At 69.3% G+C, this 23,932-nt stretch carries 21 protein-coding genes; 14 read left to right on the top strand and 7 right to left on the bottom strand.

Going from position 1 to position 23,932, the window contains the following annotated elements:
• Positions 1 to 44 precede the first annotated feature (44 nt).
• Positions 45 to 2,735, bottom strand: a complete 2,691-nt coding sequence (gene acnA, locus AZL_RS13010; protein WP_012975006.1) for an aconitate hydratase AcnA — start codon at positions 2,733 to 2,735, stop codon at positions 45 to 47.
• Between the two features lie 385 nt (positions 2,736 to 3,120).
• Positions 3,121 to 4,203: a class I SAM-dependent methyltransferase gene (locus AZL_RS13005; protein WP_012975005.1), complete on the bottom strand. Its 1,083-nt coding sequence runs from the start codon at positions 4,201 to 4,203 to the stop codon at positions 3,121 to 3,123.
• Positions 4,204 to 4,461: 258 nt separating this feature from the next.
• Between AZL_RS13005 and AZL_RS13000 the strand changes: the two genes are divergently transcribed.
• The 4 genes from AZL_RS13000 (at position 4,462) to AZL_RS12985 (ending at position 6,519) form a co-directional block, all read left to right on the top strand.
• The gene (locus AZL_RS13000; RefSeq protein ID WP_012975004.1) at positions 4,462 to 5,064 is read left to right on the top strand and encodes an NUDIX domain-containing protein; all 603 of its coding nucleotides are present in this window, start codon (positions 4,462 to 4,464) and stop codon (positions 5,062 to 5,064) included.
• A 22-nt stretch (positions 5,065 to 5,086) separates the two neighbouring features.
• Positions 5,087 to 5,716: a 3'-5' exonuclease gene (locus tag AZL_RS12995; protein WP_012975003.1), complete on the top strand. Its 630-nt coding sequence runs from the start codon at positions 5,087 to 5,089 to the stop codon at positions 5,714 to 5,716.
• A gap of 80 nt (positions 5,717 to 5,796) precedes the next feature.
• Positions 5,797 to 6,081: a YciI family protein gene (locus AZL_RS12990; protein ID WP_012975002.1), complete on the top strand. Its 285-nt coding sequence runs from the start codon at positions 5,797 to 5,799 to the stop codon at positions 6,079 to 6,081.
• Between the two features lie 18 nt (positions 6,082 to 6,099).
• Entirely contained in the window at positions 6,100 to 6,519 is a 420-nt protein-coding gene (locus AZL_RS12985; protein WP_012975001.1) for an EVE domain-containing protein, read from the top strand.
• Positions 6,520 to 6,612: 93 nt separating this feature from the next.
• On the opposite strand, the gene AZL_RS12980 is transcribed toward AZL_RS12985, so the two are convergent.
• A complete protein-coding gene (locus AZL_RS12980; protein WP_042443117.1) occupies positions 6,613 to 6,849 on the bottom strand; it encodes a hypothetical protein in 237 nt (78 codons plus the stop codon).
• A gap of 401 nt (positions 6,850 to 7,250) precedes the next feature.
• Here AZL_RS12980 and acs point away from each other — a divergent pair, with 401 nt between their 5' ends.
• On the top strand, positions 7,251 to 9,191 hold the full coding sequence (gene acs / locus AZL_RS12975; RefSeq protein WP_012975000.1) for an acetate--CoA ligase: 1,941 nt from the start codon (positions 7,251 to 7,253) through the stop codon (positions 9,189 to 9,191).
• Positions 9,192 to 9,263: 72 nt separating this feature from the next.
• Here the strand turns inward: acs and AZL_RS12970 are convergent, their stop codons facing one another.
• The 3 genes from AZL_RS12970 to AZL_RS12960 all read right to left on the bottom strand — a co-directional run bounded on the left by AZL_RS12970 (position 9,264) and on the right by AZL_RS12960 (position 11,515).
• Positions 9,264 to 9,758: a hypothetical protein gene (locus tag AZL_RS12970; protein WP_012974999.1), complete on the bottom strand. Its 495-nt coding sequence runs from the start codon at positions 9,756 to 9,758 to the stop codon at positions 9,264 to 9,266.
• Entirely contained in the window at positions 9,755 to 10,297 is a 543-nt protein-coding gene (locus AZL_RS12965) for a hypothetical protein (protein ID WP_042443115.1), read from the bottom strand. Before AZL_RS12965 ends, AZL_RS12970 begins: the two co-directional genes overlap by 4 nt.
• 180 nt (positions 10,298 to 10,477) lie before the next feature.
• On the bottom strand, positions 10,478 to 11,515 hold the full coding sequence (locus AZL_RS12960; RefSeq protein ID WP_012974998.1) for a DctP family TRAP transporter solute-binding subunit: 1,038 nt from the start codon (positions 11,513 to 11,515) through the stop codon (positions 10,478 to 10,480).
• A gap of 224 nt (positions 11,516 to 11,739) precedes the next feature.
• Between AZL_RS12960 and AZL_RS12955 the strand changes: the two genes are divergently transcribed.
• From AZL_RS12955 to cowN, 6 genes are all read left to right on the top strand, one after another.
• Positions 11,740 to 12,288: an OmpA family protein gene (locus tag AZL_RS12955; RefSeq protein WP_247894214.1), complete on the top strand. Its 549-nt coding sequence runs from the start codon at positions 11,740 to 11,742 to the stop codon at positions 12,286 to 12,288.
• Positions 12,289 to 12,405: 117 nt separating this feature from the next.
• Positions 12,406 to 12,882, top strand: coding sequence for a cupin domain-containing protein (locus AZL_RS12950; protein WP_247894213.1), 477 nt, complete (start codon positions 12,406 to 12,408; stop codon positions 12,880 to 12,882).
• A gap of 91 nt (positions 12,883 to 12,973) precedes the next feature.
• A complete protein-coding gene (gene lpxD / locus AZL_RS12945; protein ID WP_086935362.1) occupies positions 12,974 to 14,119 on the top strand; it encodes a UDP-3-O-(3-hydroxymyristoyl)glucosamine N-acyltransferase in 1,146 nt (381 codons plus the stop codon).
• 48 nt (positions 14,120 to 14,167) lie between these two features.
• A complete protein-coding gene (locus AZL_RS12940; RefSeq protein ID WP_012974994.1) occupies positions 14,168 to 14,944 on the top strand; it encodes an RNA methyltransferase in 777 nt (258 codons plus the stop codon).
• 28 nt (positions 14,945 to 14,972) lie between these two features.
• Positions 14,973 to 15,686 (top strand): LytTR family DNA-binding domain-containing protein, encoded by a 714-nt coding sequence (locus AZL_RS12935; RefSeq protein ID WP_012974993.1) that lies wholly within the window; start codon positions 14,973 to 14,975, stop codon positions 15,684 to 15,686.
• A gap of 155 nt (positions 15,687 to 15,841) precedes the next feature.
• Entirely contained in the window at positions 15,842 to 16,138 is a 297-nt protein-coding gene (gene cowN, locus AZL_RS12930; protein WP_012974992.1) for a N(2)-fixation sustaining protein CowN, read from the top strand.
• A 4-nt stretch (positions 16,139 to 16,142) separates the two neighbouring features.
• On the opposite strand, the gene AZL_RS12925 is transcribed toward cowN, so the two are convergent.
• Entirely contained in the window at positions 16,143 to 17,549 is a 1,407-nt protein-coding gene (locus AZL_RS12925; RefSeq protein ID WP_012974991.1) for a PQQ-dependent sugar dehydrogenase, read from the bottom strand.
• Between the two features lie 363 nt (positions 17,550 to 17,912).
• On the opposite strand from AZL_RS12925, the gene AZL_RS12920 reads away from it, so the two are divergent.
• The 3 genes from AZL_RS12920 to AZL_RS12910 are packed head-to-tail and all read left to right on the top strand — an operon-like array spanning position 17,913 to position 23,877.
• Positions 17,913 to 21,755 (top strand): response regulator, encoded by a 3,843-nt coding sequence (locus AZL_RS12920; protein ID WP_247894212.1) that lies wholly within the window; start codon positions 17,913 to 17,915, stop codon positions 21,753 to 21,755.
• 8 nt (positions 21,756 to 21,763) lie between these two features.
• Positions 21,764 to 22,696 carry a diguanylate cyclase domain-containing protein gene (locus AZL_RS12915; protein ID WP_012974989.1) on the top strand — a complete coding sequence of 311 codons (933 nt, stop codon included), beginning with the start codon at positions 21,764 to 21,766 and terminating at the stop codon, positions 22,694 to 22,696.
• Complete coding sequence (locus tag AZL_RS12910) at positions 22,693 to 23,877, top strand: molybdopterin-binding protein (RefSeq protein ID WP_012974988.1); 1,185 nt, start codon at positions 22,693 to 22,695, stop codon at positions 23,875 to 23,877. Before AZL_RS12915 ends, AZL_RS12910 begins: the two co-directional genes overlap by 4 nt.
• Positions 23,878 to 23,932 lie beyond the last annotated feature (55 nt).

Raw genomic sequence — 23,932 nt, 5'->3', positions numbered from 1 at the left:
CCCCGCCGGGAGGCGGCCCCTTTCTCACCCGGCCTTCGGCATGGTCACTTCGCCAGGGTCCGCAGCACGAAGTTCAGCACGCCACCGTTCCGGTAATATTCGACCTCGTCCAGCGTATCGATGCGCAGAAGCAGCGTGTGGGTCTCGACCGTTCCGTCGGCGCGGGTCAGGGTCAGGGCGACGTCCTTGCGCGGACGCAGATCCTGCTCGATGCCGGCGATGTCGAAGCGTTCCGACCCGTCCAGCCTCAGGTCGGCGCGGGTGACGCCGTCCTTGAACTGCAAGGGAAGGATGCCCATGCCGACGAGGTTGGAGCGGTGAATGCGCTCGAAGCTTTCGGCGATCACCGCGCGGACGCCCAGCAGCCTGGTGCCCTTCGCCGCCCAGTCGCGGCTCGATCCCGTGCCGTATTCCTTGCCGGCGACCACCACCAGCGGCACCCCTTCGTCGGCATAGCGCATGGCGGCGCTGTAGATCGGCAGCCGTTCGCCCGAGGGGTAATGCCTGGTCTCGCCGCCCTCGACGCCGGGGATCAGCTCGTTGCGGATGCGGATATTGGCGAAGGTGCCGCGCATCATGACCTCATGGTTGCCGCGGCGGGCGCCGTAGCTGTTGAAGTCCTGGGGGCGCACCTGATAGCTCAGCAGATATTCGCCGGCCGGGCTGGTCTTCTTGATCGAGCCGGCGGGGGAGATGTGGTCGGTGGTGATGGAATCGCCCAGCACCGCCAGCGCCCGCGCGCCGCGCACGTCCGACACCGGGTCGGGCGTCGCGGTCAGGCCGCTGAAGAAGGGCGGCAGCTTCACATAGGTGGAGCCGTCCTGCCACTGATAGGTCTGGCCCTCGGCGGTGGCGATGGCCTGCCACTGCTCCGGCCCCTTGAAGACATCGGAATAGCGGCTGCGGAACATCTCGGCGGTCAGCGAGGCGTCGATGGCGTCCTGCACCTCGCGGCTGCTCGGCCAGATGTCCTTCAGATAGACCGGCTGGCCATCGCCGCCGGTGCCGAGCGGATCGGTGGCAAGGTCGATGTTGAGGTTGCCGGCCAGCGCGTAGGCGACGCAGAGCGGCGGCGAGGCCAGATAGTTGGCGCGGGTGTGCGGGTTGACGCGGCCCTCGAAGTTGCGGTTGCCCGACAGCACGGCGCCGACCACGAGGTTGCCCTCCTCCACCGCCGCGGCGATGGCATCGGGCAGCGGGCCGGAATTGCCGATGCAGGTGGTACAGCCATAGCCGACGATGTTGAAGCCGATGCGGTCGAGATAGGGTTGCAGCCCGGCCTTGGCGAGATAGTCGGTGACCACCTGGCTGCCTGGAGCCAGCGAGGTCTTGACCCACGGCTTCTGCGTCAGACCCTTCTCAACGGCCTTCTTGGCCAGGAGGCCGGCGGCGACCAGCACCGCCGGGTTGGAGGTGTTGGTGCAGGAGGTGATGGCGGCGATGACGACCGCCCCCTGTTCCAGGCTGTAGCCGGCGCCCTTCACCGGCACCGCCTTCCTGGGGTCGTCGGCCTTGTAGGCCTCGGTCATGTCCCTGGCGAAGCCCTGCGCCACCGCCGACAGGGCGACGCGGTCCTGCGGCCGCTTCGGCCCGGCCAGCGACGGCTCCACCGTGCCCATGTCCAGCTCCAGCACGTCGGTGAAGACCGGGTCGGGGCCGCCCGGCTCGCGCCACATGCCCTGGGCCTTGGCGTAGGCCTCGACCAGCGCCACGCGGTCGGGGTCGCGGCCGGTGAAGGTCAGGTAGCGGATGGTCTCGGCGTCGATCGGGAAGATGCCGCAGGTCGCGCCATATTCGGGGGCCATATTGCCGATGGTGGCGCGGTCGGGCAGCGTCATGCTGTCCAGCCCCGGCCCGAAGAACTCGACGAACTTGCCGACCACGCCCTTCCGGCGCAGCATCTGGGTGACGGTCAGCACCAGATCGGTGGCGGTGGTGCCCTCCTTCAGCCGGCCGGTCAGGCGGAAGCCGACGACCTCCGGGATCAGCATGGAGATCGGCTGGCCCAGCATGGCGGCCTCCGCCTCGATGCCGCCGACGCCCCAGCCCAGCACGGACAGGCCGTTGACCATGGTGGTGTGGCTGTCGGTGCCGACCAGCGTGTCGGGATAGGCGACCGGCTTGCCCGAAGGGTCGTTGTCGGTCCACACCACCTGCGACAGATATTCGGTATTGACCTGATGGCAGATGCCGGTTCCCGGCGGCACCACGCGGAAATTATCGAAGGCCTTCTGGCCCCAGCGCAGGAAGGCGTAGCGCTCCAGGTTGCGCTCGAACTCCAGCTCGACATTCTTCTGAAAGGCGTCGGCGCCGCCGAAATAATCGACCATCACCGAATGGTCGATGACGAGGTCGACCGGCACCAGCGGGTTGATCTTCGCCGGATCGCCGCCGAGCGACGCCATCGCCTCGCGCATCGCCGCCAGATCGCAGACCGCCGGCACGCCGGTGAAGTCCTGCATCAGCACGCGCGCCGGGCGATAGGCGATCTCGCGGTCGGACCGGGTATCCACCAGCCATTGCGCCACCGCCTTCACGTCGTCGACGGAGACGGTGCGCCCATCCTCGAACCGCAGCAGATTTTCCAGCAGCACCTTCATCGAGAACGGCAGCCGCGACAGGTCGCCGAGACCTGCCTCGCCGGCGGCCTTCAGGCTGAAATAATCGTAGCTCTTGCCGCCGGCGGTGAGGGAGCGGCGGGTCTTCAGCGAATCCTGACCGGTGAAGGTGGTCACGGGGAAGCCTCCTTGGCGATTGGGTCTGGCATGCGCCTTGGTCGGCGCTTGGGAGAGCGCTTCGGTTGCGGTTCAGGTGACGGCGGTCCAAAGGACGATCGGTCGAAGGACTCGATGGATTGTCCAAAAGACCTGGGGCGCCTTGCGGGCGCCCACGCGTCTTGCAGCCAAGATGTAGGGCGGGGGCTCGGCAGATCAAACGCCCGGAACAAAGGGTCAGGCCAAACGCATGGCTCCAGGAAAGCGGGAGCATGGACAAGGCCGGGGCGCCGGATCGCTCCCCTCCCCGCCGATCATGCGCCGATCATCCTATGACATTTTCAGGGACGCGTTCTTTACTCATATGAACATCGAAATTCATATGGCCTTTGAACAGGCGGGCGGCTCACACCGGCTTCATCGCCACGTAACGGACGAAGCGCAGGCCGCTGCCCAGCACCCGCAGCCGCGCCCACCACAGGGCAAGCTCGCGCTTCAGCGCCGCCAGGACCGGCGGGGGCGGGGAGGCGGCGGTCAGCGTGTCGCCAAGCTTGCGCACCCGGTCGATGATGTGGCGGCGGTGCAGCTGGGTCAGATCCTCCGAAATGCGGAGGTCGAGGTTGCGTCGGGTCAGCTCGTCGGCCATGCGGGTGGCGGTCCAGGGATAGACATCCATCGGCTCCTCCTCCCGCCAGGCGTTCCAGCTGTCCCAGGAGCCGGGGGCGCCGTCGATCACATAATCGAACAGGGCGATGCCGCCCTTGGGTTTCACGCACTCGCCGACACGGTCGAGAAACAAATCCTTGTCGCGCACGCGGTGAAGCAGGCGGTCGGCCAGGACGAGGTCGAAGCTGCCCGCCTGATTGAAATGCTCCGGATCATACTGGGCGATCGGCGCCTTCTTCGAGACGCCGAGCGTCTTGGACCGGTCCATCGCCAGCTTCGCCAGCAGCGGCGACGGTTCCAGACCGGTCACCCAGGTGTCGCAGCTCGCCACCAGCGCGCGGGCGGTGCCGCCGAGACCGGCCGACAGGTCCAGCACGCTTTTGGCCGGACTGAGTCCGAAGGAACGGACGGAGTCGACCATCCATGCGCTCTCCTCCGGCCCGGTCATGTCCTGGCCCCACAGCAGTTGGGCGCCCTCGCTGCGCGCCGGCGACCAGACGGGCTCGCCGTGACGGTCGAGCTGCATCAACGCCAGCCGGTCCAGCTCCGGATTGCCGGCGGCCGCGGCCGGGTCCGACGGCGGGGCCGGGCCCATCGTTGGGGCCGTCGCCGGGGCCATTACCGGGGCGATCACCGGGGATGTGGGGCCGATCGCCGTCACCGGTGCGGGATGGCGGCGCTCCTCCGGCTTGCGCGGTCCCGTCCGGTCGCTGATGCGGGGCAGGCGGGACAGGTCATAGCCTTCCCACCAGGCGGCCAGACGGATGCGCCAGTCGGGGTTTCGCCATCGCTCCAGCTCCTGCGGACTGATCTGCGGAACCACGCGCCTGCCCTTTCAAAATCAATGGGCGGAACAGGAATTACCACTTTCGGGGTATGTTGTCGGCTTTTGCTTGCCTGATTTAGAAGTATGTCCTGCTGATTTGCCTGTCAAGAAACCATTATTTAACGATTTTGACTTCGTTTTCGTCAATTTCTGAGAAATTTTACCGGTTTTTGTCTGCATGGCGGCGATGGGCGGGCATTGCGGCGGCGGGGGCGGCTGCCTATACTCCGGCCGCAATCGAAGGAGGGGCCTGGCGTGCCGATCGAAACCGGTGAATCCACCGGCAATCCCTGGATCGTGCTGACCAGCACGACGAAGTACGAGAATGCCTGGATGGAGGTGGTCGAACACAAGGTTCTGACCCCGAAGGGCGCGCCCGGCATCTATGGCGTCGTCCATCCCCGCAGCCTCGCCACCGGCGTGGTGCCGGTCCATGACGACGGCACGGTGACACTGGTCGGCCAGTATCGTTTCCCGCTGAAGCAATATAGCTGGGAAATCCCCGAGGGCGGCGGACGCAAGGGGGTGGAGCCGCAGGAGTCCGCCGCGCGTGAACTGCGCGAGGAGACCGGCCTGACGGCGCGATGCTGGATGCCGCTGATGACGCTGCACCTGTCCAACTGCATCACCGACGAGGTCGCCCATAGCTTCGTCGCCTGGGGTCTGGAGCAGGGCCAATCCGCTCCCGACGAGACCGAGGTGCTGGCGCTGCGCCGCCTGCCCTTCGCCGAGGTGATCGACATGGTGCTGTCCGGCGCCATCACCGACGCCATGGCGGTGGCCAGCCTGCTGAAGCTGCGGATTCTGGCGGCGACCGGCGCGCTGCCCGAGGACCTCGCCAGCCGCCTGCGTCTCTGACCTGTCTTTCCGCTGGAGCTTCATGACCGTCATTTCCGGCCACGCCGTCGCCATCGATTTCGAGACCGCCAACGAAACCCGGACCAGCGCCTGCTCCATCGGCGTCGCCTGGATCGAGGATGGCCGCGTGACCGCGACGGAGGAGCATCTGATCCGCCCGCGCGAGCCGCGCTTCAACAGCTTCAACAGCGCCATCCACGGCATCCGGGCGGAGGATGTCGCCGACGCTCCCGAATTCCCGGAGGTGTGGGCGACCTTGCGCGAGCGGGTGCGTGGCCGGCTGATCCTGGCCCACAACGCCGCCTTCGACATCAGCGTGCTGCGCCATACCCTGACCGACTATGGGCTGGACTGGCCGGCCTGCGACTATCTCTGCACCGTGATGCTGGCACGCCGGGCCTGGCCGGCGCTGACCGGGCACCGGCTGAACCATCTGGCCGATTTCCTCGGCATCGCGCTGGATCACCATCATGCCGGCAGCGACGCCGAGGCCTGTGGGCGCATCGCGCTGGCCGCGGCGCTGGAGATGGGGCTGCGCGGTTTCGGCGAGATCGAGCGCACCGGCATCAGCCTGGGGCGCATCGCCCCCGGTGGTTATTCCCCCTGCAAGGGCGCCAAAACGCCGCCGCGGCGCCCGCGCGTGGTGGCGTGATCCGCAACCGTCAGCCGACGCTTTCCCGCCGTCCTTCCCTGCGCTAGGCTCCCGCTCCATCGAATGGAGGAGGGGACCGCATGCTGTTCATGTTCCATTGCGTCGACAAGGCGGGGGGCGCCGACATCCGCGCCGCCAACCGCCCCGAGCATCTGGCCTATCTGGAGGCCAACGCCGAGCGTCTGTTCGCCGCCGGCCCGCTGCTGTCGGACGACCAGAGCGGCATGGTCGGCAGCCTGCTGATCGTCGAGTGCGCGGATGCCGCCGCCGCTGAATCCTTCGCCGCCGGCGACCCCTATGCCAAGGCCGGCCTGTTCGACAGCGTGACGATCCGGCCCTGGCGCCGCGTCTATCCCAAGGCCTGAGCGGGAGGGATCGCGGCGATGGCCTATTGGCTGGTGAAATCCGAGCCGTTCAAATATTCCTGGGACCGCATGGTCGCCGATGGCCGGACCCATTGGGACGGGGTGCGCAACTACCAGGCCTCCAACAACCTGAAGGCGATGGAGGTGGGCGACCGCGCCTTCTTCTATCACTCCAACGAAGGGCTGGAGATCGTCGGCATCGTCGAGATCGTCCGCACCTATTACCCGGACCCCAGCGACGAGTCCGGCCGTTTCGGCATGGTCGATGTGGCCCCGGTGACGCCGGTGAGGACGCCCGTCACGTTGAAGCAGATCAAGGCCGACCCGTTGCTGCAATCGATGGCGCTGGTCCGCCAGTCCCGCCTGTCGGTCTGTCCGGTCAGCGATGACGAATGGACGCGGGTCTGTGATCTGGCGGGGGTCGGTGTTCCGGCCTGAGGCTTTGGCCTTGTATCCAACCGATGTCCCCATCCGCTCCCCCGTTCGGGGACGGATGGGGCGGCCCGCCCCGACCCCGAGGGGGTAGCCCCTCTACTCCGCCGCCTCCTGCATCGCGGCGCTGAAATCATGGGTCGCCTGAAGCATCCGCCGGGCGATGTCCGCCATGCCGACGGCGGAGGTGCCGGCGGAGATGGCCCCGGCGGGGCCGGCCAGCGTGCGCAGCGTGGCGTCGATCGCCATCAGGCTGCTGCGGTCGGCCAGACCGACCAGACGGGCGGTGTCGTCGCCGGTTTCGGGAAGATCGTCCGCGTTTGTGGTGCTGGGCATTGCGATCCTTGCCGCCGATGATCGTTACCGTAATGCAGCAACTCTATAGCTGCCGGCCGGTTAAGGTCGGGTTAAGCGGGGGACGTCTCGTTACAGGACGGTCATGAGGCGCTTTTCGGCGTGGCGCGGCGGATGGTCGCGGCAAGGGACCTCCGCCGCCCGATGGCCGATGCACCCGCCGATGCACCCGATGCCCGAGTGCCTTGGTATGCTTGGAGAGGAAACAGTTTCGCGCTGCAAAATCAGCGGCACAATCCTCCTTTGGTCGGGGGGCCTGCGGGGGCCGATTTGCTTGTTCGTCCCGCGACTTGTGTGGATAATGCCGCTCAATTCCGGGCGGCGGCCCGCCGCCCTGCAACATCTTCCGGCCAATTCGGAAGCACCACGGGGGAATCGCACCCATGACCGACACCAGCTTCTTTCCGGTGAAGCCCGAGATCGCGGCGACCGCCCACGTGAATGCGGAGGCCTATGCCCGCATGTACGAGCAGTCGGTCAAGGACCCCGAGGCGTTCTGGGGCGAGCAGGGCAAGCGGCTCGACTGGATCAAGCCCTATTCCAAGGTGAAGGACGTCGATTTCAACGGCGACGTCCACATCCGCTGGTTCCAGGACGGCACGCTGAACGTGTCGGCCAACTGCATCGACCGCCATCTGGCGACCCGCGGCGACCAGACCGCGATCCTGTTCGAAGGCGACGACCCCGGCGTTTCCAAGGCCATCACCTACAAGGAACTGCACGAGAAGGTCTGCCGCCTCGCCAATGTCCTGAAGAAGAACGGCGTCAGGAAGGGTGACCGCGTCACCATCTATCTGCCGATGATCCCGGAGGCCGCCTATGCGATGCTGGCCTGCACCCGCATCGGCGCCATCCATTCCATCGTCTTCGGCGGCTTCTCCCCCGACAGCCTGAAGGACCGCATCGTCGACTGCGACAGCCATTTCGTCATCACGTCGGACGAGGGCCTGCGCGGCGGCCGCAAGGTGCCGCTGAAGGCCAACGCCGACAAGGCGGTGGCCGGCGCGCCGATGGTCCGCCACGTCCTGGTGGTCAAGCACACCGGCGGCGCCGTCGCCTGGACCGAGGGCCGCGACCTCTGGTATCACGAGGAGATCGAGAGCGTCTCCGCCGACTGCCCGCCGGAGGAGATGAGCGCCGAGGATCCGCTGTTCATCCTCTACACTTCCGGTTCGACCGGCAAGCCGAAGGGCGTGCTGCACACCACCGGCGGCTATCTCGTCTATGCGTCGATGACCCACCAGTATGTCTTCGACTACAAGGAGGGCGAGGTCTATTGGTGCACCGCCGACGTGGGCTGGGTCACCGGTCACAGCTACATCGTCTACGGTCCGCTTGCCAACGGCGCCACCACGCTGATGTTCGAAGGCATCCCGACCTACCCGGACGTTTCGCGCTTCTGGCAGGTCATCGACAAGCACAAGGTCAACATCTTCTACACCGCGCCCACCGCCATCCGCTCGCTGATGCGCGAAGGCGAAGGCCCGGTGAAGAACACCTCGCGCGCCTCGCTCCGCGTTCTGGGGTCGGTCGGCGAGCCGATCAATCCGGAAGCCTGGCTGTGGTATTACAACGTGGTCGGCGACGCCCGCTGCCCGATCGTCGACACCTGGTGGCAGACCGAGACCGGCGGCATCCTGATCACCCCGCTGGTCGGCGCCATCGGCCAGAAGCCGGGCTCGGCGACCAAGCCCTTCTTCGGCGTCCAGCCGGTCGTCGTCGACAATGAGGGCCAGATCCTGGAGGGCGAGACCGAGGGCAACCTCTGCATCGCCGACGCCTGGCCCGGCATGATGCGCACCGTCTATGGCGACCATGAGCGCTTCGTCCAGACCTACTTCTCGACCTTCCCGGGCAAGTATTTCACCGGCGACGGCTGCCGCCGCGACGCCGACGGCTATTACTGGATCACCGGCCGCGTCGACGACGTCATCAACGTGTCCGGCCACCGCATGGGCACCGCCGAGGTCGAAAGCGCGCTGGTCGCCCATCCGAAGGTCGCCGAGGCGGCGGTCGTCGGCTATCCGCACGACCTCAAGGGCCAGGGCATCTACGCCTATGTCACGCTGAACGCCGGCGAGACCCCGACGGAGGAGCTGCGCAAGGAGCTGGTCGCCTGGGTCCGCAAGGAGATCGGCCCGATCGCCTCGCCCGACCTGATCCAGTGGGCTCCCGGCCTGCCGAAGACCCGCTCCGGCAAGATCATGCGCCGCATCCTGCGCAAGATCGCCGCGAACGAGCATGACAGCCTGGGCGACACCTCGACGCTGGCCGATCCGGGCGTCGTCACCGACCTGATCGACAACCGCATGAACAACGGTTGAGTGACGGCATGATGGAAAAAGGGGGCGCTCCGGTGGGGCGCCCCCTTTTCCTTGCGGAGTTGTCGGCCCCCGTCACCGCTCCGGCAGCGTCAACTGGGCGGCGGGCGAGATGGCGAAGGAGGTGGGGGAGGGATAGCGTTCGGTGATCCGCTTGCGCGCCTCCTCCGCGCTGTCCGCCGCGACGGCGTAGGCGCGCATGCCGGACCAGGCGGCGCCGGCATCCAACGCCTCCACCGCGACATACCACAGCGGCCCGCCGGAGCGGGCGACCCGGTCGATGCAGTGGAACACCATCGGCGCCAAAGCCGCATCGTCGGTGGCGGCGGATTGCAGGGAGAGGATTTCGCCTACGACCTCCGCCATTTCGCGGCGCAGTTCGGACAGCGTCTCCTCCGCCTCGGCGCGGCGGAGGGCGGCGAGCTTGCCGTAATTGGCGTAGACCTCCAGCCGTTCCTTCAAGGCGTCCAGCTTTTTCGACTGGCGGCTGGCGCGCCGGCCGAGGAACCGTTCGCCCAGCAGCCCGATCAGCAGGGCGGTGACCGATCCCAGCACCCAGAGCATGCTCATGGCGCGACCGCTCCGGCCGGTGCCGCCACGGCTTCCGTGTCTTCGCCCGAGACGGTGACGCCCACCCCCTCGTGAAAGATGTTGCGGGTCAGCATCTGGGCGGCGGCGAAGTCGGCGGCCCAGACCCGCGCCTCGTTCTCGAAGCGCCAGATGGCGGGATGGACCACCGCCTTGGCATCGGGCCTGCCGGTGAAGCCGGGGGCCATCGCCAGCCGGAAGGTGAAGTGGGCGCGGCCCGGCTCATGCCGGCCGATCTCATGGATGAAGCGGCGGCTGGCGGCGGTGCGCTTGCCGCCACGGCGGTCGAGAACCAGTTTCTCGGTCGACAGCTCGGCCAGTTTGGCCTTCATCGCCTCGATGTCGGCCTGCATGGCCTCCAGCTCGTTGGCCTGGGTCTCCAGCGCGTCGCGTTCGCTGACCAGGACCCTGCCGCAACGGCGGATTTCCCGCTCCGTCCGCAGGATAAGCCCGCGGCGGATGCCGAGAAACAGCAGGGTGGCGCCGATGCAGAACAGCGCCAGCAGCATCTCCGAGGTCATAGGCGCCCGCTCCGCAACCCGGTTCCGCAAGCCGTTGGCGGCGAACCCGGATCGGGACGCCCGTCCGCGAAGTTGTAGCGCAATCCGTCCGGGCTCGCATCACAAGCAAATGGGAGGCGGGCATGAAAACGGCGCCACCCCGGGGCGGCGCCGTCTTCCCGGCCGGGTGACGAGGTCCGCTTACTTCCCGGCGGCGATGGCGGTCTGGGCCGCCTTCACCAGATCGGGGCCGATCTGCTTGGTCCATTTCTCGAAGACCGGCTGGGTCGCGGCCTGGAACGCCTTCTGCTCCTCCGGCGTCAGGCGCACCACGTCGACCCCCTGGGCGGCGATGTCCTTCAGCAGGCTGTCGTCGGCGGCGGTGATGCCCTTGCGGGAGATCGCGACCTCTTCCGCCGCGGCCTGCACGGCGGCGGCGCGCACCGCCTCCTGGTCCTCCTTCGACCAGCTGGCCCAGACCTCCTTGTTGACGACGAAGATCAGCGGGTCGGCGACATAACCCCACAGGGTCAGATGCTTCTGGCCCAACGTCGCCAGCTTGGCGGCGACGAAGATGGTCAGCGGGTTCTCCTGCCCGTCGACGGCGCCGGTGGACAGCGCCGGCTGGGCGTCGGCCCAGCTCATCTGCGTCGGGTTGGCGCCCAGCGCCGTGAAGGTGTCGAGATAGAGCGGAGAGCCGACGACGCGGATCTTCAGCCCCTTCAGGTCGGCCGGGCTGCGGATGGCGTGCTTGGAGTTGGAGATCTCGCGGAAGCCGTTCTCGCCCCAGGCCAGCGGCACGACATCCTTGGTGGACAGCAGGTCGAACAGCTTCTTCCCCACCTCGCCCTGGGTCAGGGCGTCCAGCGCCTTGTGGTCGGGCATCAGGAAGGGCAGGGAGAACAGGTTCAGCTCCTTCACCTGCGGCGACCAGTTGATGGTGGAGCCGACCGCCATGTCGATGGTGCCCTGGCGCAGCGCGGTGAATTCCTTGGTCTGGTCGCCGTTCACCAGCGAGGTGCCGGGATACATCTTGATGGTGATGCGGCCGCCGGTCTTCTCCTTGACCAGTTCGGCCCAGCGCTCGCCGCCGACACCCCAGGGGAAGGGCTTGCCCAGAACGGTGGAAAGCTTGTACTCCGCCTTGTAGTCGGCAGCGGTCGCGGCACCGGCGAGAACGGCGGGAACCGTCAGCGCGGCCAGCGCGATGCCGGCGAGCAGAGCCTTCAGCGATTTCATGCTTGTTTCCTCCCAAGCGCCCTATGCGAAAGATACGGACCGGGATCCTACAGATGGACGCAGGACTGTTCCACGCGCAATTTGAAGTGACCGTCGGTGGCCCGGACAACGCCGCCATGCGGCCGGGCCGGATGCTTGGCCAATGTGTCAGGGGTGCGTGTGTCTGGAGCGCCTGCCTCTGGTTGGCGCTGCCCGGCGTGGGGTTGGCCCAGACCCAAACGCAAATGCGGGCGCTGCCGGGGCCGACCATGCCGATGGGGCCGAATCCCAGCGAATGCGAGATCGAGGCGGCGCTGCTCGGCACCACCGGACCCGATTGCCCGCCGTTGGCGATGCAGCGGCCGGCGGCACCGCCGGCCGCGACGCCGTCAGCGCAGCGGCCGGGGGCGGTGACGCTGCCGCCGCTGCCGGGACCGGCCGCCCTGCCGGCGCCGGAACTGCGCGCCGCCTTCCGGGTCGAGTTCGATTTCAATTCGGCGGTGATCAAACCGGAATCGCGGGCGGTCCTGGACAAGGTGGCGGCGGTGATGACGACGGCCGGCACCACCCGCTTCCGCATCGTCGGCCACACCGACGCGGTCGGCGGCGACGCGGCCAACCTCGCTTTGTCCAAGCGGCGGGCGGCGGCGGTGGTCGAGTATCTGGCGTCACGGCACCGGATCCAGCGCGACCGGCTGGAGGTGTCGGGTATGGGCGCGCGCGAGCTGCTGCTGCCCGACCAGCCGACGGCGGCGGCCAACCGGCGGGTGGAGATCATCAATCTGGGCGGCTGACGGTTCCTGGAGCCGCGATGGTTCGGAGCCGTAGGGAACCTTCGGCGGGGTGGGGTGTTGCGCAGGATCGTCCTCCAAACCCCCAAACCGGGAGAGCCGATGCCGGACCACAGCGCCATGTCCCCTAGCGCCATGTCCCCTGGCCCCATTCCGATCGACGGCCACCGCATCGCCGATGACGAGGTCGGCAAGCCGGCGGTGTTCGGCGCCATCCTGTCCGGCCAGCCGATGGAGATAAACCGCAACCTGTTCCAAGGCGACCTCGGCCGCTTCCGGTCGGGGGTATGGCAATGCACGCCCGGCCTCGTCCGTATGACGGACTGGCCCTATCACGAGTTCTGCCTGCTGCTGTCCGGCCGGGTGATCATCACGCCGCAGGGCGGAGCTCCCCGGGAATACAAGGCCGGGGATGCGCTGGTCCTGCCGATGGGCTTCACCGGCACCTGGGAGATCCTGGAGACGGTGCGCAAATACTACGCGGTCCAGGCCCGCCAGCCGCTGCTGCGGCGGATGAGGCTGCGGGTCATGGGCTGGCTGCGGCGGGGGGCCGCCGACGGCAAGGCGGGGACCGCGCAGGCCGGGACCGCGTTCTGACACCTCGCAATCCGCCGGACGCCCGTGTTAGGGTCCGCCGCGCCGTGCGACAGGACGGCCCGCGAAGACCCAGACCCCGGTGTCCCCGACCATGACCAAGCTTCCCATGACCTTGCCCCCCCGTACCTTGGCCGAGATCGCCGAAGCGCTGGGCGCCACGGTCGAAGGCGACGGCTCCCTCGAGGTCCGCCGCGCCGTCCACCCGTCGGAGGCCGAGGGGCCGGAGGATCTGGCGCTGGCGATGGACAAGGAGCTGCTGGCCCTGCTGCCCGGCAGCAAGGCGGCGGCCGCCGTGGTCGCCGAAGGGGTCGAGGTGCCCGACACCGTCAAGGGCCGCATCGTGGTGAAGCGCCCGCGCTATGCCATGGCCGGGATGCTCGACCTCTTCGAGCGGCCGGTCCATGCCGAGCCGGGGGTGTCGCCCCAGGCCTATGTCGCGCCCGACGCGGTGGTGGCGCCCGACGCCTCCATCGCGCCCTTCGCCTATGTCGGTCCGCGCGCCCGGATCGGCGCCGGGGCGGTCATCCTGCCGCATGTGACGGTCGGCGCCGACGCGGTGATCGGCGAGGGCAGCCTGCTGCATCCCGGCGCCCGCATCGGCGAGCGGGTGGAGATGGGCGCCCGCTGCATCATCCATCCCAACGCCGCCGTCGGCAATGACGGCTTCAGCTTCGTCACGCCGGAGCCGGGCAGCGTCGAATCGGCCAAGACCACCGGGCGCGTCACCGGCACCAACGTGCTGATCCGCCGGGTGAACTCCATCGGCACGGTGATCCTCGGCGACGATGTCGAGGTCGGGGCCGGCGCCACCATCGACCGCGGCACGGTGACGGCGACCCGCATCGGCAACGGCACCAAGATCGACAATCTCGTCCAGATCGGCCACAACGTCCAGGTCGGCACCAACTGCATGCTGTGCGGCCATGTCGGCATCGCCGGCAGCACGGTGATCGGCGACCGCGTGGTTCTGGCCGGCAAGGTCGGCGTCGCCGACCATGTCAAGATCGGCAGCGACGCGGTGGTCGCCGCCAATTCCGGCGTCGGCATGGACATTCCGCCGAAATCGGTGTGGATGGGCTATCCCGCCGTGCCGCGCGCCCGCGCCTTCGAACAATACAAGGGTCTCGCCCGCCTGAAGCGCCTGTTCGCCGACGTCTCCGACCTCAAGAAGCGCCTGACCGCCCTCGACGGCGGCCCGGTCAAGGTCGAGGCGGAGAAGGCGGAGCAGCAGGAATAGAAAGCGCGCGGGTCCTCGGCACATCACCTCGAAACGAACCCACCTCCCATGACCTCCGGCCAGAATCCCACCCGCGACTCCATCCTCGGCGGCCCCGCCGTCATCCTGGTGCAGCCGCAGCTCGGCGAGAATATCGGCGCCTGCGCGCGCGCGATGCTGAATTGCGGGCTGACCGACCTGCGACTGGTCAAGCCGCGCGACGGCTGGCCCAACCCGAAGGCGAACGCCGCGGCGTCCGGCGCCGATCCCGTCATCGAGAACGCCCGCATCTTCGAGACGACGGCCGAGGCGGTCGCCGATCTGGAGGCGGTCTTCGCCACCACCGTGCGCACCCGCGACATGATCCAGCGCTTCGTCACCCCGCGCGTCGCGGCGGGCGAGATGCGGGAGCGCTACGCCGCCGGGCAGAAGCTCGGCGTCATGTTCGGGCCGGAGCGCACCGGGCTGGTCAACGACGACCTGACCCTGGCCCAGACCTTGGTGACGGTGCCGCTGAACCCGGCCTTCTCCTCGCTCAATCTGGCGCAGGCGGTGCTGCTGATCGGCTATGAGTGGTTCCAGGCCGGCGACCGTACGCCCGACCGCTTCCTGCACACCGGCCAGACCCGCCCGGCGACGATGGCCGAGCGGGTGAATTTCTTCGAGCGGCTGGAGGCGGCGCTCGACCGCACCGGCTTCTTCACCAGCGAGGAGAAGCGTCCCTCGATGGTGCGCACGCTCCGCAACGCCTTCGAGCGGATGGAGATGACCGAGCAGGAGGTGCGGACCTTCCACGGGGTCGTCGCCGCCCTGGTCCAGGGCAGCCGGCGGAAAGGCGAGAATTAAGGCCGAAGCGTCGCTATAGTGGGCGTCCATGGACTATGCGTTGCAGAACATGGACGTCGGGCTGGTGCTGCTGGACGGCGCGCGGCGGGTGCTGGCGCTGAATCCGGCGGCGGTCCGGCTGCTGGGGGACCGGGCGGCCGGGCTGGCCGGCGCCTATCTGCACGACCTGCATCCGCCCTCGCACCGGGCCAAGGTGGAACTGCTGCTGGCCGCCGCCGGCGATCCCGCCGCCCCGGCATCGGCCTGCTCGATGATGGTGGCGCTGCCCGGCCGGGTTCTGGTGGTGAAGGCGACCGCCCTGGCCCCCGCCGCCGCGGTGGCGGAGGGGAGCGCGGTCACCGCCCTGATGCTGATGGAGGCGGCGCGGCCGGCATCGGCCGATGCGCCGGTTCCCCCCCATCCTCCCGACCCGCTGGTCAAGCTGCCGGTGGAGACGGGGCGGGGCATCGTTCTGCTCGATCCGGCCGATGCGGTCTATCTCCAGGCCGACGGCCATTACACGACGGTCCACACGGCCGACGGCGCCTTCTTCTGCGGCCTGCCGTTGTCGGAACTGGAGGCGCGGCTGGATACCCGCTCCTTCCTCCGCATCCATCGCGGCTACATCGTCAATCTGCGCCATGCCCGCGCGGTGGAACGGCGGGACGGCCGCGCCGCCCTCGTCATGGCGGCCCCCGGCGGCCCCCGCGTGCCGGTGAGCCGCAACCGGGCCGAGGTGCTGAAGCGGCGGCTGGCGTTGTAGCCGGCCGCCATTCGTGCGGCGATCCCGCCATTCGCGCGGGCGGGATGCCGTTGGTGCAGGGCCGCTTGATGGCGGGATCGCCGACGGGGAAGCATCGGCGCAGCCTTCCAAACCCTCGGCCTGACCGCCGGCGCCCGCATCAGGAGACCGCTTCCGTGGACAGCTTCGACGCACCCGACCGCTATGTGTCGTTCAAGGGCATCGACTGCGAGGGCAACAGCCGTCGCATCATCGACCGGCTCCACATGCACATCGACGACCCCGCCAAGACCAACGCCTTCTGGGAGCGCTTCCGCGCCAAGCTGGCGATCGCCGAGGACCCGCTGAAACGGCAGGCCGACGGGCTGTGCCTGCTCTGCGCCAACATCTATTACATCGCCGACCTGTTCGAGGAGCATGACGACGAGGACGGGCTGGCGATGCTGCGCCAATTGGAGGACGAATGCTGCTGAGCCGTCAGGGTTTGGCCGCCGGCTCCTTCTCCGGCTCCCTCTCCTGTTCCTTTTCGGCGGCCGCATAGGCGACGCGCCACACCGTGCCGGAGGCGTCCTCGGCGATCAGCAGGGCGCCGTCGGCGGTCACCGCCAGCCCGCTCGGGCGGCCCCAGACCTTCGGCGTCTCGTCGCCCTCCGCGGCATTCCCCGTTCCGGCCCCGGCGGCATCCGTCACGCGGAAGCCGGTGACGAAGGTCTCATAGGTGCCGGTGGGCTTGCTTCTGTCGAAGGGGGCGGTGTCGAAGGGCACGAAGGCGATGGCGTAGCCGGTGGGGCGCGAGCGGTTCCACGATCCGTGCAGCGACACGAAGGCGCCCATGCGGTAGCGCTCCGGGAAATGGGTGGCGTCGCCGAAGGCCAGCCCGATCGGCGCCGAATGGGCCTGCAACAGCAGCCCCGGCACCAGCGCCGCCTTCACCAGATCGGGCCGCCGCCCGGCAAGGTCCGGCTGCGGGTTGCCGCCGATGTAGGAATAGGGCCAGCCATAGAAACCACCCGGCTTCACCGCCGTCAGGAAGTCGGGAACCAGCTGGTCGCCCAGCCCGTCGCGCTCGTTGACCACGGCATAGAGGTCGCCGGTTCCGGGCTTGAAGGCGAGGCCGACCGGGTTGCGCAGGCCGGCGGCATAGGTGCGCTGGCCGCTGCCGTCGCTGCGGAATTCCTGGATGGTGGCGCGCGGTTCCGGCTCCACCCCGATGTTCGACTCCGATCCGATGCCGACATAGAAATGCCGCCCGTCCGGCGCCACGGCGATGGAGCGGGTGTTGTGCCCGCCGCGCTTGCCGAAGGCGCCCTCGGGCGTCAGCCGCCGCCTTTCTCCCGCCGTCCCGGTTCCGGCGGTCCAGGGCAGCCGCCACACCCCCGCCAGATCGCCGACCAGCACCGCGCCGTCCTGAAAGGCGAGGCCGAAGGGATGGTCGAACCCCTCGGCCCAGATCCGCGCCGTCTCCGCCCGGCCGTCGCCGTCGGCGTCGCGCAGCAGGGTCAGGGTGCCCGGCCGCTGCTGCGCCACCAGCACGTCGCCATTGGGCAGGACCAGCAGGTTGCGGGCATTCTCCACATGGTCGCGGAACAGGGTGACGGTGAAGCCGCGCGGCGCCCGCAGCGGCTGGTCGCCGGGGCGGGGCACCAGCACCGCCTCGTTGGCGACGGCGGGGGTGGCGTAGGGCTTCGGCAGGGTTTCGACCCGGACATGCACCTCGGCGCCGACCGTCTGCATCGGATCGGAGCGGATCGGACCGGTCAGCGCCGCCTGGGCCAGGGCGGAGCCGGCGGCCAGGAGAAACGAGCCGAGGAACAGGCCGGCGAGCAGACCGGTGGGCGGTCTGGTCGGGCGGGGCGTGAGCGGCGGGATGCGGCGGTCGGCCATCGGACGGGCGCTTTCACGGCGGAGACGGAGGGCGGGGCATCTGTGACAATTTCAGGCCCGGCATACCGACAATGCCGCAGCCCGCGCGGGAAGGCAGGCGGGGCAAGCGAGGCTGTACCGGAGGGGTTCCCCGCAAGCGCCGGCTGTCGCCGCCGCCATCGCCACTGGCATCGCCACCGCCCCCGCCGTGCCAATCAAGTCGCTTGCGGTTGCCGCCGACGCAAGATCATACTCCGGCCGATGTAGGCGGAAGGGCCGGCGGGCGGCGCCGGTCGCCGGCGGCGATGCGGCGACAACTCGGCGATGATGGACAGAAACGCGATCGACGCTCCGGCTCCTCCGGCATCCCCGATTCGGACACGCGTGCTGTTGTCCGGCGCTTTCGCCCTGATCGCGCTGCTGGGCGTCGGCTTCTGGAGCTACGTCGTCTGGGCGGATCGGGAACAGACGTTGCATCACAGCCGGGAACAGGCCCAGTCGACCGCCCGCCTGCTTCAGGAGCATGTGCGTCGAACGGTCGCGACCGCCGACCTCGCCCTCAGCCGCGCGCGGGATCTCATCCGCTATCACGGCCTGGCCGGGCTGGACACCAACCGCGAGGCCTGGATCACCATCCGCGACATGGTGGACGCCCTGCCGGAGATCGCGGCGCTGTGGATCGACGGCCCGGCCGGCGACGCCATCCTGACCAGCCGGCAGTTTCCGACCCCACAGGTCAGCGCCGCGGACCGCAGCTTCTTCAAGGCGCATCTCGACGGCACGGAGTTCCATGTCGGCGAGCGCATCGCCGGACGCATCACCGGGACGGAGTTCTTCACGGTCAGCCGTTCGATCATGGTGGAGGGCCGCTTCCAGGGCGTGGTCCATACCAATGTCGATCTCGACTATTACCGCCAGCTGTATGAAAGCCTCGATATCGGCCCCGGCTCCGCCATCGCGCTCTACCGCACCGACGGCAAGCCGGTGCTGCGCTTCCCCGCCAGCGAACCGCTGGCCGGGCCGGATGGGCCGATCGTGCTGCGCCATGCGGCGGAGGCGGCGACCGAGACCTTCGAGATCGACGGGACGGAGGCGGGGACGAGGCGTATCCTGTCCTACCAGCGGGTGCCGGACCTGCCGCTGGTCGTCTTCGTCGCCCTGTCGGAGCCGACGGAGCTGGCGCCCTGGCGGGAGCGGACGATCCGCGGCAGCATTCTGGTCGCGCTGGCGGTGCTGGCCTGCGCCGGGCTGGCCTATGCCGCGCTGCGCAGCCTGGAACGCGAAGTGGCTGGCCGCCGCCGGCTGGCCGACACCAATGCCGAGCTGGACGCCAAGAAGCGGGAGCTGGAAAGCGCCAACGAGGCCTTCGCCAGCGCCAACCGCCGGCTGAACCTGATCCTGCGTTCCGCTTCCGACAGCATCTGCGGCGTCGATCGCAACGGGCTGGTCACCTTCGCCAATCCCGCCACCTCCGCGCTGACCGGCTATGCCAACGAGGAGCTTCTGGGCGGCAACCTGCATGAGCTGATCCATGCGCGCCGCGCCGACGGCGGCCATTTCCCGGCGCTGGAATGCCCGGTGACCGAGGTTCTGCTGAGCGGGGAGAGCCGCCGCGGGCTGGAGGACACCTATTGGACCAAGGGCGGTAAGCCCTTCCTGGTGGAATACACGGCGTCGCCGATGCTGGCGGACGGCAAGGTGGAGGGTGCCGTGCTGGTCTTCCACGAGATCGCCGAGCGCAAGCGGGCGGAGGCGGCGATGCAGCGCGCCCGTCTGGCGGCGGAGGCGGCCAGCCGCGCCAAGAGCGAGTTCCTGGCCAACATGAGCCATGAGATCCGCACGCCGATGAACGCGATCCTCGGGCTGATCCATCTGTTGCAGCAGACGGAGCTGACCGGCCGGCAGGCGGACTATGTGCAGAAGGTGCGGGTGTCGGCGCAGTCGCTGCTGGGCATCCTGAACGACATTCTTGACTTCTCGAAGGTGGAGGCCGGCAAGCTGGAGCTGGAGCGCGCCGATTTCCGTCTGGACGACCTGCTTCAGACGCTGGCGGTGATCGTCGGCTCGGCCGCGCAGGAGAAGGACATCGACGTCCTGTTCTCGGTGGCGCCGGATGTGCCGCTGGAGCTGGTCGGCGATCCGCTGCGCCTTCAGCAGATCCTGATCAATCTCGCCGGCAACGCCATCAAGTTCACCGAGACCGGCGAGGTGGTGGTGTCGGTCCGGCTCCGGACGCTGGCCGACGACGGCGCCGTGCTGGATTTCTCCGTGCGCGACACCGGCATCGGCATCGCGCCGGAACAGCGCGAGCGGCTGTTCGAGGCCTTCAGCCAGGGCGACAGCTCCACCACCCGGCGCTTCGGCGGCACCGGGCTGGGGCTGGCGATCTGCGCCCGGCTTGTCCGGCTGATGAATGGCGCCATGGATGTGGAGAGCGAGCCCGGCAAGGGCAGCGTCTTCCGCTTCCGGGCGGAGTTCGGCCGCCGCCCCGGCGCCTCCGGCCCGGAGGGGGCGGACGTCCCGCTTCAGCCGGCGCGGCCGGTGCCCCGCGATCTGACGGTTCTGGTCGTCGACGACAATCCCACCGCGCGCGAGGTGCTGGGCGAGATCGTCACCGCCTTCGGCTGGGCGGTGACCGCTTGCGGTGACGGCCGGTCCGCCATCGACGAGGTGGAGCGCGCCGCCGCCGCCGGCCGTGCCTATGACGTGGTTCTGATGGACTGGAAGATGCCGGGGATGGATGGCATCGAGACGGCGCGGCGCATCCACGCCGATGCCGGCGCCGGCATGCCGATGATCATCGTGGTCAGCGGCTATGGCCGCGAGCGGATGGACGCCCGTACCGAAGAGACCGCGATTTCCGGCTTCCTGGTCAAGCCCGTCACCGCCTCCACCCTGCTCGACGCCGTCACCGTCGCCTATGCCCGGAGCGGCGGCGGACAGTCCGAGCCGGCCGTCGGCGGGCCGCGCTTGCCCAGCCCGGTTCCGGAACCGGTCCCAACCCCAGCCCCGGCCCGAGCCCCGGCCCCGGTTTCGACCTCTGGGGGCGGGTTGGGCGGGCCGGCCTGGGATGCCAGCCGGGCGCTGCGTGGCCGCCGCCTGCTGCTGGCCGACGACAATGCGATCAGCCGTCAGGTGGCCCGCGAGATTCTGGAGCGGGCCGGGGCCGATGTCACCGAGGCCGCCACCGGACGGCAGGCGGTGGACCGCGTGCGGATGGCCGACCAGCCCTTCGATGCCGTGCTGCTGGATGTGCAGATGCCGGACATGGACGGCTTCGCCGCCACCGCGGCGATCCGCGCATTGCCCGTGGGGCGGCGTCTGCCGATCATCGCGATGACCGCGAGCGCCCTGCCGGCGGACCGCCAGCGCTGCCTCGACAGCGGGATGGACGCCCATGTGCCGAAGCCGCTCGACCTGCCGCAGCTTTTCGCGACGTTGGCCCGCTGGATCGGGCCGCCGCTGGTGGCGGTCAGGCCCTGCGCCGCCGCACCGATTCCGGCCCGGAATGACGCCTTGGTGACCGCCGCCGCCTCCGCCTCCGCCGGCGCGCCGTCCGCCGTTCCGCCCGCTCCGAAGTCCGGTCGCTTTCCCGACCAGCTTCCGGGCATCGACCTGACCGATGCGCTCAACCGGCTGGACGGCGATACCGCTCTGTTCCGCCGCTTCATCGGTCAGTTCGCCGACAGCTATGCCGGCATCGCCGAGCGGATCGCCGAGGCGCTGGAGGGGGAGGATCTGGCGACCGCCAAGTCGATCGCGCACGATCTGAAAAGCGTCGCCGGCAATGTCGGCGCCCGTCGCCTCTCGGTCGCCGCCGACGCGGTGCAGACCGCCGCCCAACGGCAGGATGCGGCGGCGGCGGCGGCCCAGATGCCGGTGCTGCGCTCCGAACTGGCGCTCGTGCTGGAAAGCGCCCGTCGTCTGAAGGACGATGCCGCGGCGGGGGCGGAGGGAGCGGCCGGCGGGCCTGCCGGAACCGGCCGTTCGGCGGAGAGCCGGACGCTGCTGGCGGAGCGTCTGCCGGAGTTCGCGGCCCTGTTGCACGACAGCAACTTCGCAGCGGCGGAGGAGTTCGCTATTCTGGTGCCGTCGCTGACGGAATGGATCGACCCTTCGACGATGAAGGGGCTGTCCGCCGCCATCGACGGTCTCGACTTCACCAAGGCGCTTGGCATCGTGCGGCGGATCGCACGGGACCTCGGCCTCCCGCCACCGACGGTCTGAGCGAGCCGATGACCGATCCCCGCCCGAAAATCCTGGTGGTGGACGATATTCCGTCCAACGTCCATGTGTTGAGCCGAATCCTGAAGGACGACTACGACATCTATTTCGCCACCGATGGCGAGAGGGCGCTGGAGCTCGTCCAGTCGCGGATGCCGGACCTCGTGCTGCTGGACATCATGATGCCGGGGATGGACGGCTTCGAGGTCTGCCGCCGCATCAAGGCCGATCCCGCCACCCACGACATCCCCGTCATCTTCATCTCCGCCAAGGGCGAGGTGGAGGATGAGACCCGCGGGCTGGAGGTCGGGGCCATCGACTTCATCACCAAGCCGATCAGCCCGCCGATCGTCAGGGCGCGGGTGCGCAACCATCTTCTGCTGAAGCGGCAGGCCGACCTGCTGCGCAGCCTGTCCTTTCTCGACGGGCTGACCGGCATCGCCAACCGCCGCCGGTTCGATGACGCGCTTCGGCGCGAATGGCGGCGTTGCGGCCGGTCCCATCTGCCGCTGTCGCTCGTCATCCTCGATGTCGATCATTTCAAGGCCTACAACGATCATTACGGCCATCAGAGCGGCGACGAATGCCTGCGCATCGTGGCCGATGTGCTGTCGGAGCGGGCGCGCCGGCCGAGCGACCTCGTCGCCCGCTATGGCGGCGAGGAGTTCGTCTGCCTGCTGCCGGAGACCGATGGCGAGGGCGCCGTCCGCCTGGCCGAAGGGTTCCGGGCGGGCGTCGCCGACCGGCGGATTCCGCATGCGCAATCACCGGTCGCGCCCTATGTCACCATCAGCCTGGGCGTCGCCACCGTGATCCCGTCGGACGAGGGGGGCCCCGAACGGCTGGCGGAGATCGCCGACCAGCTGCTCTACCGTGCCAAGCGCGCCGGCCGGAACCGCGTGCGGGACGCCACGGCGCAGGATGACACGGTGCCGGCGCTGTGACCGTCCCGTCCGGCTTGCCGGTGCATGACGTCCGCGGGCGTGGCTTCGCCCGCCGCGTCCCGTTGGCGGTCGCCTGGGAGTGGATCGACAGCCATGTCGCCCCGCCGGCGGCAAGGCGGCTGCCGCTGGCCGACTGCGCCGGATTGCGGCTGGCGGGCGATGTCGTGGCGATGGGTGATTGGCCGCCGGCCGACCGGGCGACGGCGGACGGCTATGCCGTGGCGGCGGCCGACACGCTGGGGGCCGGCTCCTACAACCCGGTGCCGCTGACGGCGGCCGTGGCGGTCAGCGCCGGCGACCCGCTGCCGGCGGGCTGCGACGCCGTGATCCCCTATGAGGCGGTGCAGGCCGCCGGCCCCGTCATCGAGGCGATCGACGGCGTGGCGCCCGGCAACGGGGTGGAGCGGCGGGGGGCCTGGAGCGCCGCCGGAAGTTTGCTGCTGCCGGCCGGGCGGCGCCTGCGCCCCGGCGACCTCGGCCTGCTGGCGGTGTCCGGATACGGCCCCGTTGGTCGGGGGATGGTGCCGGTGCGGCCGGCGCCGCGGGTGCGCATCCTGCTGGCCGGCGGCCCCAAGGCCGACGCGCCCGAGCAGCTCGGGGCGATGCTGGCGGCGCTGGTCGGGCGCGACGGTGGTGTCGTGGAGACGGTCGAGGTCATTCCGGTGGACATCGACGCTTTGGCCGATGCCTTCTCCCGGCCCGGCGCCGACCTGATCCTGTCGGCCGGGCGCACCGGAACCGGTCCGGACGATGTGGCGCCGCCGGCCCTGGCGCGGGTCGGCGGCCTCGACCTGCACGGCATCGCCATGCGTCCCGGCGGCAGCGCCGGTCTCGGCAGGTCCGGCGGCGTGCCGGTCCTGCTGCTGCCCGGCGAACCGATGGCGGCGCTGGCCGCCTACGAGCTGTTGGCCGGACGCGCGGTTCGGCATGCCGCCGGCTTGCCGACGGCTCTTCCCCATGCGATGGTCGGCGCGGTGACCGCGCGCAAGCTGGTGTCGGAAATCGGCTGCCTCGACCTCCACCGGGTCCGGCTGGATGAGGCCGGCAAGGTCGAGCCGGTGGCCTCCCCCGGTTGGCCGGGACTGGCGGCGGCGGCGCGCGCCGACGGCTTCGTCCTGATCGCGGCGGAAAGCGAAGGTGTGCCGGACGGAGCGGATGTTATCTTGCATCGCTTCTCCTGATCCCATCCTGCCCCGATCCCAATCCGCCCTGGCCCAATACCGCAAAGGTTCGCCG

Origin of the sequence: Azospirillum sp. B510 (assembly GCF_000010725.1) — a bacterium.
GTDB lineage: Bacteria > Pseudomonadota > Alphaproteobacteria > Azospirillales > Azospirillaceae > Azospirillum > Azospirillum lipoferum_B.
The sequence above is the reverse complement of the archived record's forward strand: the minus strand, read 5'-3'. Positions and strand labels throughout refer to the sequence as shown.